Source organism: Rhizobium sp. Rhizsp82 (assembly GCF_047325115.1).
Taxonomy (GTDB): domain Bacteria; phylum Pseudomonadota; class Alphaproteobacteria; order Rhizobiales; family Rhizobiaceae; genus Rhizobium.
Genome location: NZ_CP168570.1, coordinates 793,797 through 811,322, shown reverse-complemented (window position 1 = coordinate 811,322; position 17,526 = coordinate 793,797). Strand labels below are relative to the sequence as shown.

The 17,526-nt window shown below is 61.7% G+C and carries 9 protein-coding genes and 2 pseudogenes; 6 read left to right on the top strand and 5 right to left on the bottom strand.

The annotated features are described in order from the left end of the window. The first annotated feature begins 21 nt into the window (after positions 1-21). Together ACEN84_RS08605 and purH are read left to right on the top strand one after the other, a co-directional pair. A complete protein-coding gene (locus ACEN84_RS08605) occupies positions 22-1,695 on the top strand; it encodes a heparinase II/III family protein (RefSeq protein ID WP_413710570.1) in 1,674 nt (557 codons plus the stop codon). Positions 1,696-1,792: 97 nt separating this feature from the next. Then, positions 1,793-3,409 carry a bifunctional phosphoribosylaminoimidazolecarboxamide formyltransferase/IMP cyclohydrolase gene (purH, locus tag ACEN84_RS08600; protein ID WP_203429918.1) on the top strand — a complete coding sequence of 539 codons (1,617 nt, stop codon included), beginning with the start codon at positions 1,793-1,795 and terminating at the stop codon, positions 3,407-3,409. Positions 3,410-3,445: 36 nt separating this feature from the next. On the opposite strand, the gene ACEN84_RS08595 is transcribed toward purH, so the two are convergent. Then, complete coding sequence (locus ACEN84_RS08595) at positions 3,446-4,846, bottom strand: MFS transporter (RefSeq protein ID WP_112718093.1); 1,401 nt, start codon at positions 4,844-4,846, stop codon at positions 3,446-3,448. Positions 4,847-4,877: 31 nt separating this feature from the next. Further along, a complete protein-coding gene (locus ACEN84_RS08590) occupies positions 4,878-9,656 on the bottom strand; it encodes an NAD-glutamate dehydrogenase (protein WP_413710569.1) in 4,779 nt (1,592 codons plus the stop codon). A gap of 277 nt (positions 9,657-9,933) precedes the next feature. Between ACEN84_RS08590 and pdxY the strand changes: the two genes are divergently transcribed. From pdxY to ACEN84_RS08575, 3 genes are all read left to right on the top strand, one after another. Beyond that, a complete protein-coding gene (pdxY, locus tag ACEN84_RS08585) occupies positions 9,934-10,812 on the top strand; it encodes a pyridoxal kinase PdxY (RefSeq protein ID WP_130283005.1) in 879 nt (292 codons plus the stop codon). A 62-nt stretch (positions 10,813-10,874) separates the two neighbouring features. After that, on the top strand, positions 10,875-11,516 hold the full coding sequence (locus ACEN84_RS08580; RefSeq protein WP_112718099.1) for a carbonic anhydrase: 642 nt from the start codon (positions 10,875-10,877) through the stop codon (positions 11,514-11,516). Positions 11,517-11,607: 91 nt separating this feature from the next. Further along, positions 11,608-13,197 (top strand): GGDEF domain-containing protein, encoded by a 1,590-nt coding sequence (locus tag ACEN84_RS08575; RefSeq protein ID WP_413710568.1) that lies wholly within the window; start codon positions 11,608-11,610, stop codon positions 13,195-13,197. Positions 13,198-13,254: 57 nt separating this feature from the next. Here ACEN84_RS08575 and ACEN84_RS08570 read toward each other — a convergent pair whose 3' ends face one another. The 3 genes and pseudogenes from ACEN84_RS08570 to ACEN84_RS08560 all read right to left on the bottom strand — a co-directional run bounded on the left by ACEN84_RS08570 (position 13,255) and on the right by ACEN84_RS08560 (position 15,604). After that, positions 13,255-14,079, bottom strand: coding sequence for a lytic transglycosylase domain-containing protein (locus ACEN84_RS08570; protein WP_413710567.1), 825 nt, complete (start codon positions 14,077-14,079; stop codon positions 13,255-13,257). A gap of 189 nt (positions 14,080-14,268) precedes the next feature. Beyond that, positions 14,269-15,303, bottom strand: a complete 1,035-nt coding sequence (locus ACEN84_RS08565; RefSeq protein ID WP_112718105.1) for an aspartate-semialdehyde dehydrogenase — start codon at positions 15,301-15,303, stop codon at positions 14,269-14,271. 111 nt (positions 15,304-15,414) lie between these two features. After that, positions 15,415-15,604: pseudogene (locus tag ACEN84_RS08560) on the bottom strand (hypothetical protein). A 111-nt stretch (positions 15,605-15,715) separates the two neighbouring features. On the opposite strand from ACEN84_RS08560, the pseudogene ACEN84_RS08555 reads away from it, so the two are divergent. Continuing rightward, a pseudogene (locus ACEN84_RS08555) lies at positions 15,716-17,465 on the top strand (alkaline phosphatase). The last annotated feature ends 61 nt before the right edge of the window (positions 17,466-17,526 follow it).

Genomic DNA, 17,526 nt, shown 5'->3' with positions numbered 1-17,526 from the left:
AGGGTCAATAGAAAATAAATTATGCAATCCGGCGGGCGTTTTTGGACTTTGTATGTTCGGGAGGCTTGGCGGCGCGTGTCGCGCCGTGCTGCCCTGCTGCGCCTGCGCGCCTTCCGTCATACCATTCAGGCGCCGGAGCGCCTGATCGTTGCGCCGACCGATCTGCGCGCCATCGATTCCCATGTCGCCGACGAGATCATGAATGGGCGCTTTCCGCTGGCGGGGCGGATGCTCGAGACCAACGGCAAGTCGCCCTTCGCTTTCACCCTGCCCTCGCGCGCCTTCGCCAATCGCCTGCATGGCTTCGGCTGGCTGCGGCATATGCGGGCCTACAAGAGCGATCGTGCGTCGCTGATCGCCCGGTCGATCGTCGATAGCTGGCTGTCCCTGCATTCCGGCCGCATCGAAGGCGTGGCTTGGGAAATCGACGTCACGGCGCAGCGGGTCATCGCTTGGCTGTCGCATTCGCCTGTCGTGCTGCACAATGCCGACCGCGGTTTCTATCGCCGCTTCATGCGCTCGCTTGCCTTTCAGGTGCGGTATCTGCGGCGGATGGCGCCTTATGCGCCTGCGGGCGAAGTGCTCTTCCGTCTGCGGATTGCGCTCGCCATGGCGTCGATCTCCATGCCGATGCGCGCCGGTGCGCTGCGCAAGGCCGCGCTGGCGCTCGACAATGAATTCGATCTGCAGATCCTTCCCGATGGAGGACACATCTCGCGCAATCCCCGCGCCGGGCTTGAACTCCTGCTCGATCTGCTGCCGCTGCGCCAGACCTATGTGAATCTCGGCCATGATCTGCCGCAGAAGCTGATCTCCGGCATCGACCGCATGTATCCGGCGCTGCGCTTCTTCCGGCATCAGGACGGCGATCTTGCGCTCTTCAACGGCGCGACCTCGACGCTCGCCAATGAGCTGATGTCGGTGCTGCGCTATGACGAGACCGCCGGCCAGCCGTTCAAGGCGATGCCGCATTCGCGCTATCAGCGGCTGGCGGCAGGAAAGACCGTCGTCATTGCCGATACCGGTACTCCTCCGGTGGGTTTGTTGTCACGCACTGCGCATGCCGGTTGCCTGTCTTTCGAGATGTCGTCTGGCCGCCATCGCTTCATCGTCAACTCCGGTTCACCGAAATTTGCCGGCAAGCGCTATGTACAGATGGCACGCACCACGGCGACGCATTCGACGGTGACGCTGAACGATACGTCCTCCAGCCACTTCTCGCCCTCGGAATTCCTCGGTCACGTGATGACCGATATGGTGGATAGCGTGACGGTTGAGCGTGCCGAGACGGAAGACGGACGTGATGGGCTGAAGATGGTTCACGACGGCTATCTGCGCGATTTCGGCGTGCTGCACGAGCGCGAGTTGTCGATGAACTCTGCGGGCGCTATCATCGCCGGCCGCGACCGGCTGATCCTGCCGGGCGAGAAAGTCAGCGACGAGCCGCTGAAGGCGGCGGTGCGTTTTCACATCCACCCGTCGATCAATCTGAAACAGAACGACCGGGAATCCATCCTGCTGACCGCGCCCGATGGCGAGAGCTGGCTGTTTTCCTCTCCCGGCAACGAAGTGCTGATTTCGGAAGACATCTTCTTTGCCGATGCCTCCGGCATCTGCGGTTCCGATCAGATCGAAATCGACTTCGATTTCGCTGAAAAGCCGGAAATTCGCTGGTTTCTGTCCCGCAAGAGCTAGTCGGCATTTACGCGGCGGCAGCGCTCGTGCTAACGCGGCGCCATAATCCTATACGTCCCTCGCCGGATGTCTCCCGAAGCCCGAACGGAGAAGGTTCATGGCCGTCATTTCCAAGAAGATCCCCGCCCCCGACAAGGTCAAAGCAAAGACCGCGCTGCTGTCCGTCTCCGACAAGACCGGTATCGTCGAGCTTGCCAAGGCGCTGTCGGAAAAGGGCGTTCGCCTGCTCTCGACCGGCGGCACGCACAAGGCGATTGCCGCTGCCGGTCTCGATGTCACCGACGTTTCCGAGGTCACCGGCTTTCCCGAAATCATGGATGGCCGCGTCAAGACGCTGCATCCGACGGTTCACGGCGGCCTGCTCGCTATCCGCGACGATGCCGAGCATCAGGACGCGATGAAGAAGCACGGCATCGAAGGCATCGATATCGCCGTCATCAACCTCTATCCGTTCGAGGAAGTTCGCGCTGCCGGCGGCGATTATCCGACGACAGTCGAGAATATCGACATCGGTGGCCCGGCGATGATCCGTGCTTCGGCGAAGAACCATGCCTACGTCACCATCCTCACGGATCCGGCCGATTATGCCGAGCTGCTGCAGCAGCTTTCCGATGATGCCGGCCAGACGAGCTACAGCTTCCGCCAGCGCATGGCCGCCAAGGCCTATGCCCGCACGGCGGCTTACGACGCGATGATCTCGAACTGGTTTGCCGAAGCGCTGGCAATCGATACGCCGCGCCACCGGGTGATCGGCGGCGTTCTCAAGGAAGAGATGCGCTACGGCGAAAACCCGCACCAGAAGGCTGCCTTCTACGTGACCGGCGAGCAGCGCCCGGGCGTTTCGACTGCCGCTCTCCTGCAGGGCAAGCAGCTCTCCTATAACAATATCAACGATACCGATGCGGCCTACGAACTCGTTTCCGAGTTCCTGCCGGAGAAGTCTCCTGCCTGCGCCATCATCAAGCATGCCAATCCCTGCGGCGTGGCAACAGGCCCGACGCTGCTCGAAGCCTACAAGCGGGCGCTCGCCTGCGATTCCGTTTCGGCCTTCGGCGGCATTATCGCGCTGAACCAGACGCTGGATGCGGAAACGGCCGAAGAGATCATCAAGCTCTTCACCGAAGTGATCATTGCACCTGATGTGACCGAGGAAGCCAAGGCGATCGTCGCCAAGAAGCCGAACCTGCGCCTGCTGTCGGCCGGTGGTCTTCCCGATCCGCGCGTTGCCGGCATCACTGCCAAGACGGTTTCCGGCGGTCTGTTGGTTCAGACCCGCGATAACGGCATGGTCGAGGACCTCGAGCTGAAGGTCGTCACCAAGCGTGCGCCGACGGCCCAGGAACTCGAAGACATGAAGTTCGCCTTCAAGGTCGGCAAGCATGTGAAGTCGAATGCCGTCGTTTACGCCAAGGACGGCCAGACGGCCGGTATCGGCGCCGGCCAGATGAGCCGCGTCGACTCTGCCCGTATCGCCGCCCTGAAGGCCGAGGAAGCGGCAAAGGCGCTTGGCCTGCCCGTTCCGATGACCAAGGGTGCGGCCGTCGCCTCCGAGGCGTTCCTTCCCTTCGCCGACGGTCTGCTGTCGATGATCGCAGCGGGCGCGACTGCGGTGATCCAGCCGGGCGGCTCGATGCGTGACCAGGAGGTCATTGACGCGGCCAACGAGCACAATATCGCGATGGTCTTTACCGGAATGCGGCACTTCCGCCATTGATCAAGAAAACCCCGGCCTCGAGCCGGGGTTTTTCGTTCAGGCCTTCTTCCTGTCAGCCGGATAGGGTGTGAAGAACAGCAGCGCCAGGCCGCCGATCAGGAAGATCACCAGCGTTGCCATGCCGAGCCGGGCGGAGCCGCTGGAATAGGTAACGATCGAGAACATCAGCGTTGCCATGAAGCTGGTGGCGCGGCCGGAGAGCGCATAGATGCCGAAATAGCGTCCGGCCTCCTCGAGGCTGACGCTGCGTGCCAGATACGAGCGCGATGAAGCCTGCACCGGGCCGAAGGCAAGGCCAATCAGCAATCCGTAGAGAATGTAAGCCTTTTCGGCGGCGGTGCCGAAGAAGCCCCCGGAATCGGCAACGGGCAGCTCGATCAGGCCGAAAAGCGTATAGCCAGGTCCCGTCGAGATGATCCCGACAGTCGCGATGAGCAGCATGATCAGGCTGATGACGATCGTCACCTTCGAGCCGATGCGGTGATCGATGCGGCCGGCAATGATGCAGCCGAAGATCGCGACGACATTGAGGATGATGCCGTAAAGGCCGATCTCGATGGTCGCCCAGCCGAACATGCCGGCGGCGAAGGTGCCGCCGAGGATCAGCAGGCCGTTGACGCCGTCCTGATAGATCATGCGGGCGAGCAGGAACTTCAGGATGCCCTTGCGGTGTTTCAGTTCGCCGATCGTGTTGCGAACCTCTGCGAGCCCCACCTTTACGGCGCGGCCGAACGGTATGCCTTTCGGCGCATCAGGCGTGAAGAGGAACATCGGGATGATGAAGATCAGGTACCAGACCGCGGAAATCGGTCCGGTGACGCGGGCGTCCTCGCCGGTGTGGGGATCGAGCCCGAAGAGCGGATCGAAGCCGAGCAGCGTCTTGCCGGTTTCGAGGCTGCCGGCGAGCAGGGTGACGACGGCGATCAGCACGATCATGCCGCCGAGATAACCGAGGCCCCAGGCGGTGTTGGAGAGGCGTCCGACCTCGTCCTTGCCAACCAGCCGCGGCATCATCGAATCGTTGAAGACGATCGAGAATTCGGCGGCGATCGACGCCAGGATCATGAAGATCATTGGGTAGATGACCGGAGAGCCCGGTGCCGCAAACCAGAGGCCGAACAGGCTGGCGATCTTGATGACCGCGAAGAAGCCGATCCAGGGCTTTCTGGCGCCCGATTGGTCGGCGATCGATCCCAGGATCGGTGAAAGCACGGCGATGATCACCGAGGAGATCGTCGCCATGTTGCTCCACATGGCCTGGGCATGGACGGGATCGGTGGTCAGCCGGGAGACGAAATAGGGACCGAAGATGAAGGTGGTGACGACGGTGAAGAACGGCTGCGCCGCCCAATCGAAAAACATCCAGCCCCAGATACCCGCCTCCGGCGCTTTCTGCGGCGCCGGAGTTCCCTCTCCCGTCCAGTCGATTCTGCTCACACGTCCGCTCCCATTATCGCGGCGGACTGTGTCACCTCGTCCGGTCGCGCGCAAGATCGGTCAGGAGACCTGCGGCAACGGTGATCCGGGCGAGATTCGGCTCGCCGCTGTCGCCGAGGCTGGATAGCTCCTCGGTGATGCGGTTGATGCGGATACGATCGACCGCATGCCAGGCTTGAACCGGCAGCTTTTCCTTGCCGTGCTCCGAGAGCGCCGAAATGACGATGTCGCGGCGTGCGCTGGCGATCTGGTCGATACTGCGGGCGAGAGCCAGGTTCTCGTAGTGATCGGAAGTGACGATCCGGTTGCCGGCGGCAAGCAGGCGGCCGATGCGGAAGGTCTGCGATACTGCGAAATAGCTCTCGGCTGCGCGTGCCAGCGCTTCGCCGGTCCGCTCGGCGATCTGCATGATCTCCGGCACCAGTGCAAAGCCCGGAAGGCCGGCGATATCGGCTGCCAGCTTCTCGGGCAGACCGGCTTCCTGGAACTCCGTCTGCCGCGCTTCGAATTCGGCGGGCGCCTGCGCCGCGAAAGACGGCTTCAGCTTCTTCAGAGCGGCCTGCAGCCGGCTAACGGTTTCGGCGATATCGCCCTTGGCCATGCCGGTTTTCAGCATCAGGCGGGTCAGGACCGTGAAGCTATGGCCGATCTCTTCGTAGATGCGGTTCTGCATCTGGCCGGAAATCTTACCATCCAGCGCATCGGTCTCGCTCCAGAGGCGTGTCAGATCGAAGCCATCGCGGGCGATGATTGCGGCACGGACGACTTCGGCTGCGGAGGCTGCCGTCGCATCGACCATGCTGACGGCAAAGGCCGGGCCGCCGCGGTTGATCGCTTCGTTAGCCAGAACCGTTGCGATGATTTCGCGCTTCAGGCGATGGCTGTCGATATCGGCGGCGTTGGTCTTTTGCATCTTCGCCGGGAAATAACCCGACAGCGTCGAGGCGAAATAGGGATCGTCAGGCAGGTCGCTGGCGATCAGCGCGTCGAAGAGCACGATCTTGGCGTAGGAAAGCAGGACGCCGATTTCCGGGCGGGTCAGCGGCTTTCCGGCGGCATAGCGCTCGGCGAGCGTTGCATCGTCAGGGAGCGTCTCGACCTTGCGGTTCAGCTGCTTTGCGCCTTCGAGAACGGTCATGAAGCGGGCAAGTTCCAGGCCGTTGGCGGTGCCCTTGCGCTCGGTCAGCGAGATCGCGAGTGACTGCAGATAGTTGTTGCGCAGCACGAGGCTCGCGACTTCGTTCGTCATGGAGGACAGCAGCTGGTCGCGCTTGGAACGCGTCAGGCGGCTGTCATGCATGGCGTTGGCGAGTGCGATCTTGATGTTGACCTCGACATCCGAGGTGTTGACGCCGGCGGAGTTGTCGATGGCGTCGGAATTGCTGCGGCCGCCCTTCAGACCGTAGGCGATACGGCCCTTCTGGGTGACGCCGAGATTGGCGCCCTCGCCGATCACCTTGGCGCGGACATCGTCGGCGGCAATGCGGATCGGGTCGTTGGCGCGGTCACCGACTTCGGTGTCGGTTTCGGCCGCGGCCTTCACATAGGTGCCAATGCCGCCGAACCAGAGCAGGTCGACCGGGCTCTTGAGGATCGCGGTCATGATCTCAAACGGTGTCGCCACGGACTTGTCGATGCCGATCGCAGCGACAGCTTCAGGCGTCAGGGTTACCGACTTTGCGGCACGGGAGATGATCATCGCGCCCTTCGACAGAACCGACTTGTCGAAATCCTGCCAGCTGGAGCGGGCGAGATTGAACAGGCGCTGACGCTCGGCGAGCGTCTTCTCCATATCCGGATCAGGATCGATGAAGATGTCGCGGTGGTCGAAGGCGGCGAGCAGCCGGATCTTCGGGGAGAGCAGCATGCCGTTGCCGAAGACGTCGCCCGACATGTCGCCGACGCCGGCGACGGTGAAGGGCGTCGTCTGGATGTCGATATCCATTTCGCGGAAGTGGCGCTTCACGGTCTCCCAGGCGCCACGGGCGGTGATGCCCATCTTCTTGTGGTCGTAACCGGCAGAGCCGCCCGATGCGAAGGCGTCGTCCAGCCAGAAGCCGGCTTCCTGCGCCAGCGCGTTGGCCGTGTCGGAGAAAGTCGCGGTGCCCTTGTCGGCGGCGACGACGAAATAGGGGTCGTCGCCATCGATGCGAACCGTGTTGGCGGGCGGCAGGATATCGGCGCCGGAGATGTTGTCGGTGATCGACAGCAACGTGCGGATATAGGTCTTGTAGGCTTCGCGGCCGGCGTTGAAGATCTCGTCGCGGCTGCCGCCGACCGGGAGCTTCTTCGGATAGAAGCCGCCCTTGGCGCCAACGGGAACGATGACGGCGTTCTTGACCTGCTGTGCCTTCACGAGACCCAGCACTTCCGTGCGATAATCCTCGGCGCGGTCGGACCAGCGCAGGCCGCCACGGGCGACCTTGCCGAAGCGCAGGTGAACACCCTCGACTTCAACGCCGTAGACGAAGATTTCGCGGAAGGGCAGCGGCTGCGGCAGGCCATCGACCAGATGCGGATCGAGCTTGAAGGCGAGCATCGCCTTGGCCGAACCGTCCTCGTTGCGCTGGAAATAGTTGGTGCGCAGCGTGGCGTCGACGACGTTGATATAGCGGCGCAGGATGCGGTCGTCGTCGAGGCTCGGAACGTTGGCGAGTGCCGTTTCGATCGACTGGTGCAGATCGGCAAGCTTCTTCAGCCGCGGCTTCTCGGCAACTGCCGGATCCATGGTTTCATGGAAGAGGCGGAAGATCGCTGCTGCGATATCAGGGTATTTGTCGAGCGTGGCGGCGATATAATCCTGCGAATAGGCAATGCCTGCCTGGCGCAGATAGCGCGCATAGGCACGCAGCACGTTGGTTTCGCGGGCGGAGAGGGCCGCCGATAGGATCAGCCGGTTGAAGCTGTCATTGTCGATCGTGCCGTTGAAGGCGGCAACGAAGGCTTCTTCCAGTGGCGCGCCGAAGCGGCCGAGATCGATGTCGGTGCCGCTGCGGGCTTCGAGCTCCATATCGTGGAGCACGACGATGCTGGTGGCGCCATCGGCAGCGGGGACTTCGATATCGAAGGTCCGTTCACTGAGCACATTGAAGCCGAGATTTTCGAGCAGCGGAACACGGCGCGAGAGCGGCAGCTGTTCGCCGCTGTGGAAGATCTTCAGGGACAGGATGCGCCCGCGCTCGTTGTCGTCGCGGTAATAGAACTCGATGCGGATCGGTTCGCCGGCTGCGCATGCGCTGATATCGGGAAGATCGCCGACGGCTTCATCCGGCGAGAAGGCTTCCTGGAAGGCGTTGCTGACGCCGATCCGGGGCGCCTTCGGGCCTGCCAGCATTTCGAAGCGGCTGTCCCAGCGGGCGGTGATTGCCCGGATCGCTTCCTCGAGCTTGGCCTGGGGAATGCGCGGCGTCTTGCCGCCGGAGCGGCCGATGATGAAGTGGACGCGGGCGACGCCGCCTTCCGGGAAGGCCGGATAATAGGCGGAAACGCGGCCGTCATAGACGGTCTTCAGGTAAGTGCCGATCTTCTCGCGGACGATCGAGTCATATTCTTCGCGCGGCACATAGATGATGACGGAGACGAAGCGGTCGAAATGGTCGATGCGCGGCAGGACGCGCACGCGCGGCCTGTCGGCGAGGTCGTTGATCTGCTCGGCAAAGCTCGACAGCAGCGTCGTGTCGATCTGGAAGAGATCGTCGCGCGGATAGGATTCCAGCGTGTTGTCGAGCATGCGGCCGGAGTGGCTCATCGGGTCGAAGCCGAAATGCTCCTTCACCTTGGCGATCTTCGAGCGGATCAGCGGGATCTCGGACGCCCAGGACGTATAGGCCGTCGACGTGAAGAGACCGACGATGCGGAGTTCGCCGGTGACGTTACCATCCTTGTCGAAACGCTTGACGCCGACATAGTCCATATAGGCGCGGCGGTGGACTACCGATTTGACGTTGGCCTTGGTGACGATCAGGAAATCCGGGCCGTCGAGGAAGGCGAGGATCTCGGGCGTCGTCGTCACCGCGTCCTTGCCCGTGCGCAGGACGAGAACGTCGGGATTGGAGAGAATGCCGAGGCCGGTGCCCTTGTCGCGCTCCACCTTGGCGCCGGCGCCCTTGCCGGAATAGACGTATTCGCGCATGCCGAGGAAGGTGAAGTTCTCATCGCGCAGCCAGGTCAGGAAGGCGAGTGCTTCGTCGCGGTCTGCCTTCTTGCGGCTGGAGCCATATTCACGCAGCTCGTCGATCGCCGTATCGAGCTTGGACAGCATCGGCTTCCAGTCGGAAACCGCCTGGTCGACCTGCTCCAGCACCGTTTTGATGCGCTTCTGCAGGTCGGCGGCCTGGGCCGATGTCAGCGGCGAAATATGGATCTGGATATGGCTGACGCGCTTTGCCGGATCGCTCGGCTCATCGGCCGAATACAGCTCAGGAGCCTTGCCGTCTTCGAGGACCAGAATGGGGTGAACCGCCATGAAGAGATCGCGGTAGGTGCTGGTCACCTCGCCCATCACGGACTCGTAGAGGAAGGGCATGTTGTGGTCGGTGATCGTCAGAACCGATACGGCAATGCCCGCGGGCTCGACATCCGCGATGGTGTCGATGCTGACGCGCGGCGTCTTGCCGTTCCAGGCCTGCAATTCACGGGCGGAATGGACCGCCGACAGCGCGAGCATCTCCGGGGTGTAGCGGTCGAGATCGTCGCCGCTGGCGCGGCCGAAGAGAATTTCGGGCTCAAGAAATTTGTCGCCGGTCGCGGCCGCGATCTTCTTGGCGCTCTCGATCTGCTTTTCACGTTTCGGATTTTGTCTTACGGCCATTTCAGATGCTCCCCCCGAGTCGGTCGGTTTTGGGCAAAATATCAGAAGAGTTATCGAAAAAATCTCTAAAAGAGGCGGTTTGACGGCAGCTTTCGTTCATTTTCGCCCCTGTTTGGATCACTTTCCGGAAGAATTGACGCTTATCTCGAATAGCTAAAATAAGTCGTCTCCGGTTTTCTCCGTCCGCTTCGCGACCTTTCCACGCAGAGATGAAGAACGGTTGACAGCTGTGGCGCAAAAAGGGGATCAACGGCGCATCGGGTTCAGGACCATCATCATGCCAGAAAATACCGCTGCCGGAACGGTTATCGTCATCTCCAGTCACGTCGTTCGCGGTTCGGTCGGCAATCGCGCCGCCGTCTTCGCGCTGGAAACGCTCGGACATCAGGTCTGGGCGCTTCCGACGGTGGTTTTGCCCTGGCATCCCGGGCATGGCCGCTCCACACGGCTGACCTTTGCCGAAGCCGACTTCGATGCGGCGATCGATGACCTGATCCGCGCGCCCTGGGTGGGCGAGGTGAAGGCGGTGCTGTCAGGCTATTTCGGCAATGCGGCGCAGGCCAAGTCGGTGGCCCGCCTGGTCAGCTCGCTGCGGCAGGGCAATCCGGATCTTCTCTATGTTTGCGACCCCGTCATGGGTGATCTCGGCGGTCTCTATGTCCCGCAGGCAACAGCGGAAGCGATCCGCGATCACCTGATCCCGCTTGCCTCGCTCGCCACACCCAACCGCTACGAGCTCGCCTGGATGGCCGGCGCGCCGCTCGATGACAACAATGCCGTCATGGAGGCGGCCCTGTCGCTCGGTCCGTCGCGCATGCTGGTCACCTCGGCTGTTCCGATGATGAGCGGCGGGATCGGCAATCTCTATCTTTCCGGACGCCACGCGCTGCTTGCCGAGCATCGGGCGATCGACAATCCGCCGAATGGGCTCGGAGATCTCCTGGCCGCTCTCTTCATGTCACGGTTGCTCTCGGGCATGGATGACGAGAAGGCTCTGCAGCTGGCGACGGCCAGCGTCTATGAAGTGCTTGCCCGTGCCGTCAAACGCGGAAGCGACGAATTGACGCTTGCGAGTGATGCTTCGAGCCTCGCCACGCCGATGGCCATGGTGCAGATGCGCCGCCTCATGCATCCGGCGCAGCGGCGCAAGCAATAGCAACGACTCATTTTGCACTGCAGCAGTTGATCTTGCCCGCGCCAAGCGTTAATCGAAATGTCATGCAGCGTTTTCCTGGATCACTTCTCGACGGTTATCGCAACTTCATGAGCGGGCGCTATGCCGATGCGCGCGACCGCTACAAGACGCTTGCGGAAAACGGGCAGAGCCCGACCACGCTCGTCATCGCCTGCTGCGACTCCCGCGCGGCTCCGGAGTTGATCTTCGATGCCGGCCCGGGCGAGCTCTTCGTTATCCGGAACGTCGCCAATCTCGTGCCGCCCTATGAGCCGGACGGGCATTTCCATGCGACTTCGGCTGCCCTCGAGTTTGCCGTACAGGCGCTCAAAGTCACCGATATCGTCGTCATGGGCCATGGCCGCTGCGGCGGTATCCGCGCTGCACTCGATCCGAGCTCAGAACCGCTTTCGCCGGGCGATTTCATCGGCCGCTGGATGTCGCTCGTCAAGGATGCCGCCGAGCAGATCGGCAGCAACGACGTCATGACCCAGACCGAGCGCCAGACGGCGCTCGAGCGTGTCTCGATCCGCAACTCGATCAACAATCTTAGGACCTTCCCCGAGGTCAAGGCGCTGGAAAAAGAGGGCAAGATCGCCCTTCACGGCGCCTGGTTCGACATCTCGACCGGCGAATTGTGGGTCATGGATGCCGAAACGCGCGATTTCATCCGTCCCGACGTATAGGCCTTTGCATATAGGTTTATGGGTTCTTTAGGGAATCCCGCTAGAATTTCATCGAAACACGTCTTCAACCTGCGGATTGCGGCGGCTTTCGATGAAGTTCGAAACGACCAACAAGATCATTCTCGCGGCCATCCTGCTGCCTTTCATCTTCATGATCGCCGAAGGCGTTCTGGTCGTACGCACGTCGTTCCGCCAGTATGTTTCGCTGGAAAAAGACTATCGTTTCGCTGATGTTCTGGCGCGCGGTGGCTCGATCGCGGCGAACGAGATCCTCGGCGAGACCGTTGCGACCAGGCAGTATCTCACCCATCCCGGTACCGACAATGCGGTCAGCATGCAGCAGAGCCGCGCGCGGCTCGATGAGGAGCGCCGGAAATTCCAGATGAGCCTGCCCTCGGCAGGCATGCTCGATGGCAATCTCCAGAACGAACTCTCCGATCTCGCACTTGCCTATAGCCGTATCATTTCGATCCGCGCCGCTGTCGACCGCGGATATTATGCCGGGGGCGATCCGGGCTATGTCTATTGGCAGGCGGCGCTGAAGCAGCTTGATGTTGTCGATGCGCTATCACCGCTGATCCAGGATCCCGTCCTGCTGGCAAAATCGAATGAGCTGATGGGTATCCTGCTGAGCTATTACGGTGAGCGGCTGCTAACATTCATCGGCACGCGTCACCTGAGCGAGCACGGCTATTCGCTGCGCTCCAGCGACCTCTATGTGCAGGGCAAGATGATGCAGGCCGAGGGTATGGACCATATGGTCTTCCACTCGACGTCCCCGCTCGTCACGTCGATCACCGATTACATGAAACTGCCGCAGCAGGTTCGTGCCGACGCGGTAACCGATGCGATCCTGGCCCGCGAAGCGCGGCCTCCGCTGGAAGTCCGCAACGATTGGGCGGCGGCGCAGGCTGACCGCATTGCTTTCCTCAAGGAGAAGATCACCGAGGCGACTGCGGACATCCATCGCACCGGCGAAACGCTGGCGCAGCGCTCACACCTGCATGTGATGCTGGTTTTCGTGCTCTGCGGCGGCTTGCTGCTGCTTGCTGGCGTCGTCGCGACATTGGCCACAAAAGGGCTTGGGATGATCTCGCGGCTGACACGGGAGCGTGAGGTTCTGGTCGGTGAGCTCCGCAGTGCGGCGCAGACGGATCTTCTGACCGGGCTTTATAACCGCCGTGGCTTCGAGGCGGCTGCAGCCGCCCTCTTCGAGCAGGCCAAAAGCGGCTCCCGCTGGATCTCGGTGGTGCTCTTCGATCTCGATCATTTCAAGAAGATCAATGATATCCATGGTCATGACGTCGGCGATATCGTGCTGCGCCACGTTGCGGCTGTCGCCAAGCATAATTTCCGCCAGTTCGACCTTCTGGTGCGCCATGGCGGGGAAGAGTTCCTCGCCCTGCTGCCCGATGTGACGCCGGATGAGGCGGCGGCCGTTGCCGAAGCCGTGCGTGAGGCGATAGAGCGTGCAGTCATCATATTGCCGGGCGGAGAAAGCCTGGTGGTAACCGCGAGCTTCGGCTGCGCCGGCCGCACGCAAGCCGGCAGCGGTCATCATTTCGAAGATCTGGTCAAGCGGGCGGATATGGCGCTCTATGCTGCCAAGGCTTCCGGACGCAATTGCGTCGTGGCGGGCTCACTGGTTCCGCAACCGATGGCACGAGCCGAAGCCAAATGAAAAAGGCGCCCATGAGGCGCCTTTCGATCTCGTCTGCAATCAATCTGTCGCCGCGGCTTACTGGCCGCCGTCGATCTGCTTGCCGATATAGGCGATCGCCTGCTGGTAGACCGTTGCCGCGTTCCAGCCCTGGATGGCGACGAAGTTCGGCTCGCCCGGCTGATAGCCTGCGCCTGCCCGCCAGCCGTGGCCCTTGAGAAAGTTGGCGGTTGATGCCAGCGCATCGGCGCGCGAACCGACCATGTCGACGCGGCCATCGCCATCGCCATCGGCGCCGAAGCGGACGACGTTGCGCGGCAGGAACTGCGTCTGGCCGATTTCGCCGTGCGCGGCGCCACGCGCCTGCGGGCTCAGATAGCCTTCGGAGACGAGCTGAAGGGCAGCGTAGAGCTGGTCGGTGAAATAGTCGGAGCGACGGCAGTCATAGGCCAGCGTCGAGACCGCAGACATGGTGTGCTGCGTGCCCATATAGCTGCCGAAGCCGGTTTCCATGCCCCAGATTGCGATCAGCGGGCCAGCGGGGACGCCGTAACGGCGCTCGATCGAGGTGAAGAGCGCCTGGTTGGAGCGCTTCATGCCCTTGCCACGGGAGATTATCGCTGCGCCGCCGCGCTTCTGCATGAAGGCGTCGAAGGAGAGCTTGAAGCTCTTCTGGCCGCGGTCGGCGGCAATTGTCGGGCGATTGTAGGCGACGTTGGCGAAGGCGCGGTTGAGAACCGACTGGCTGACGCCCTGCGCTGCAGCTTCCTGCTTGAACTGCTGCACCCAGGCATCGAAGCCAGCGCCGTTATTGCCGCATTGCGCAGCATTGGCCGCTGCCGGAACTACATGGAAAGCGCCCACCGCCGCGATGGCCGCCACCAAGAACTTTGTCATGCGCATGAGAAACCCCGATCTCGATCTGCAGTCGCTGGAATGCCGGGCAGAATGCCAGCCGGGGGTGATTTTGTCACGATCACCTTTTAGCGAGATTGGCGGTCTGCCGCGCGATTGCCGTCTGCCTGTTTAAGGAAAGCCCCGCAAGTCTGACGACATGCGGGGCTGATAGCAAGCTATGGTTAATATTCGGTATCAGGCGGCCTGCTTGCGCGGCTTGACGAGGCCGCGGTTGACCAGGAGTTCGGCGATCTGAATGGCGTTCAGAGCGGCGCCCTTGCGCAGGTTGTCGGAAACGACCCACATGTTGAGACCGTTCTCGACAGTCGCATCTTCGCGGATGCGCGAGATGTAGGTCGCGTCTTCGCCGGCGGATTCGTAAGGCGTGATGTAGCCGCCGTTTTCATGCTTGTCGATGACCTGGCAGCCTGGGGCGTCGCGCAGGATATCGCGGGCCTGGTCGGCGGTGATCTCGTTTTCGAACTCGATGTTGACCGATTCCGAATGACCGATGAAGACGGGGACGCGAACCGCGGTGCAGGTCACCTTGATCTTCGGATCAAGCATCTTCTTGGTTTCTGCCAGGACCTTCCACTCTTCCTTCGTGTAGCCGTCTTCCATGAACACGTCGATGTGCGGGATGACGTTGAAGGCGATGCGCTTGGTGAACTTCTTGTTCTCGATCGGATCGGCAACGAAGACGGCGCGCGTCTGATTGAAGAGCTCGTCCATGCCGTCCTTGCCGGCGCCGGAAACCGACTGGTAGGTTGAGACGACCACGCGCTTGATCTTGGCAGCGTCATGCAGCGGCTTCAGGGCCACGACGAGCTGGGCGGTCGAGCAATTCGGGTTGGCAATGATGTTCTTCTTGGTGAAGAGCGAGATGGCGTCGGGGTTCACTTCCGGCACGATCAGCGGCACTTCGGCGTCGTAGCGCCAGGCCGAGGAGTTGTCGATGACGACGCAGCCCTGCTGGCCGATCTTCGGCGACCACTTCTTCGAGACGTCGCCGCCGGCGGACATCAGGCAGATGTCGGTGTCGGAGAAATCGTAGTTTTCGAGGTTGGAAACCTTGAGCGTGCGGTCGCCGTAGGAAACTTCCGTGCCCTGGGAGCGGGCGGAAGCGAGCGCCACGACTTCATCGGCGGGGAAGCCGCGTTCGGAAAGAATGTTGAGCATTTCCCGGCCGACGTTTCCGGTTGCTCCCGCGATTGCTACTTTGAAACCCATTTTAAGCTCTCTTTCTCTTCTCTCCTCTTGTCCGGTGAGGGGGGAAGGCGCGAAATCCTCGCGGCTTCCTGTCCCCAGCCGGGCCGGGGAGAGAGCGGCAGGCCAGAGACGTCAGACGGTTTTCGTCGTCGTTTTGGCCTTGGTTTTGGAAGAAACCGGAACGGCAATATCCATCCCGGCACTCAGTGCCCGGTCATTGCATGCAGCAATGGCGTGTTCGCGGCGAACCATGGATAATTCCTTTTCCGCCGTTGCTCTTAAAAGGTTTTCCACAGGAGTCAAGGTTTTTGCGCTGGCCCAACGGCCTCCCGGCGGCTGCGGCAGATTGTCATAGCGATGTCATCGACATGTCATCCCCGGCGGCTATCCCCGGCCCGTTGTTTATTGACTGCAACGAAAACGGGGGTTTTCCATGCGTATGATTTTTGCCGCTCTGGCGGCCACAACGATTCTTGCCGGTGCCGCACAGGCGGCCACCGTCTATCCGCTTGACCGTGCGACGATTCTCGCCGGCTCGCCGTTCGATTTCAAGGTCGAGCTCGGCAAGCAGGTCAAGGCTGAAGACATCAATATCACGGTCAATGGTCAGGACTACAAGACGGTTCTCGGGGGCGAGGCCAAGTTTGTAGAACTGGAAAAGGGTAAGGAAGACAAGGCGCTCGGTTCCGCCATCATCCTGCGCGGACTGACGATCGCCGCGCCCGGCGAGTACAAGGTCGAGGTTTCCGCCGGTGACGAGAAGAAGTCGGTCACCTGGAACGTCTACGGCACCGGCACCGCGCCGAAGGCCAAGAACGTCATCTTCCTGATCGGCGATGGTCTTTCCGTTGCGCATCGCACTGCTGCCCGCATCATGTCCAAGGGCATGACCGAAGGTAAGGCCAATGGCCGCCTGAACATGGACGATCTCGACCGTATGGCCTTCATCGGCACCTCGGCGACGGACTCGATCACGACGGACAGCGCCAATACGATGTCGGCCTACATGAGCGGCCATAAGGGCGCCATCAACTCGCTCGGCGTTTATGCCGACCGTACGCCCGATACGCTCGACGATCCGCGCGTCGAAACGCTCGGCGAAGCCCTGCGCCGCCAGACCGCCAAGTCGATCGGCATCGTCACCACTTCGGAGCTCCAGGACGCCACGCCGGCTGCCGTCGTCTCCCATACCCGCCGCCGCGACGACAAGGCCGAAATCACCGGCATGCTGTTCGACGTGAAGCCGGATGTCGTTCTCGGTGGTGGCTCGGCCTACTTCCTGCCGCAGGCAACCGCGGGCTCGAAGCGCAAGGACGACAAGGACTATGTCAAGATGTTCCAGGACGCCGGCTACAAGCTTGCGACCGACAAGACGGAACTTTCGGCAGCTGCCGGCGCCAACGACGGCAAGATCCTCGGCCTGTTCCACACCGGCAACATGGATACGACGCTGGACCGTGAATTCCTGAGGAAGGGCACTGTCGGCAAGTTCCCGGCACAGCCGGGTCTCGTCGAGATGACCAAGGTCGCTCTCGATACGCTGTCGAAGAACCAGGAAGGTTTCTTTCTGGTCGTCGAAGCCGCGAATATCGACAAGATGACTCATCCGCTCGACAACGAGCGCGCTGTCGTCGACACGATCGAGTTCGACAAGGCAATCGGCGTTGTCAAGGAATTTGCTGCCAGCAACCCGGATACGATGATCGTCGTCACCGGCGACCATACGCACGGCATCACCATCGTCGGCACGGTCGACGACACCGTTGAAGGCACCGACATGCGCGAGAAGGTCGCTGGTCGCGGCTTTACCAACTATGTCGACGCAAACAACGACGGCTATCCTGACAATATCGACGTTTCCAAGCGTCTCGCGATGTTCGTATCGAACTATCCGGATCACTACGAAACCTTCCGTCCGAAGCTCGACAATCCGTTCACTCCGGCGGTTCAGAACGAGAAGAAGGATTTCGTCGCGAACGAAGCCTACAAGGATGTCCCCGGTGCCGTCTTCGTTCAGGGCAACCTGCCGAAGAGCCAGGCTTCCGGCGCTCACACCGTCGACGACGTGGTGCTGCAGGCAACCGGCCCCGGCGCCGAAGGCTTCAAGGGCTATATGGAACAGCAGCGACGTCTATCGCGTGCTGGCCGATGCCTTCGCGCTCGGCGCGAAGCAGACCAACTGATCCATCGCGGGGGACACTGTCCCCCTCTCTTCGCCAATCACGTTCCCGGCTGTCACGGCCG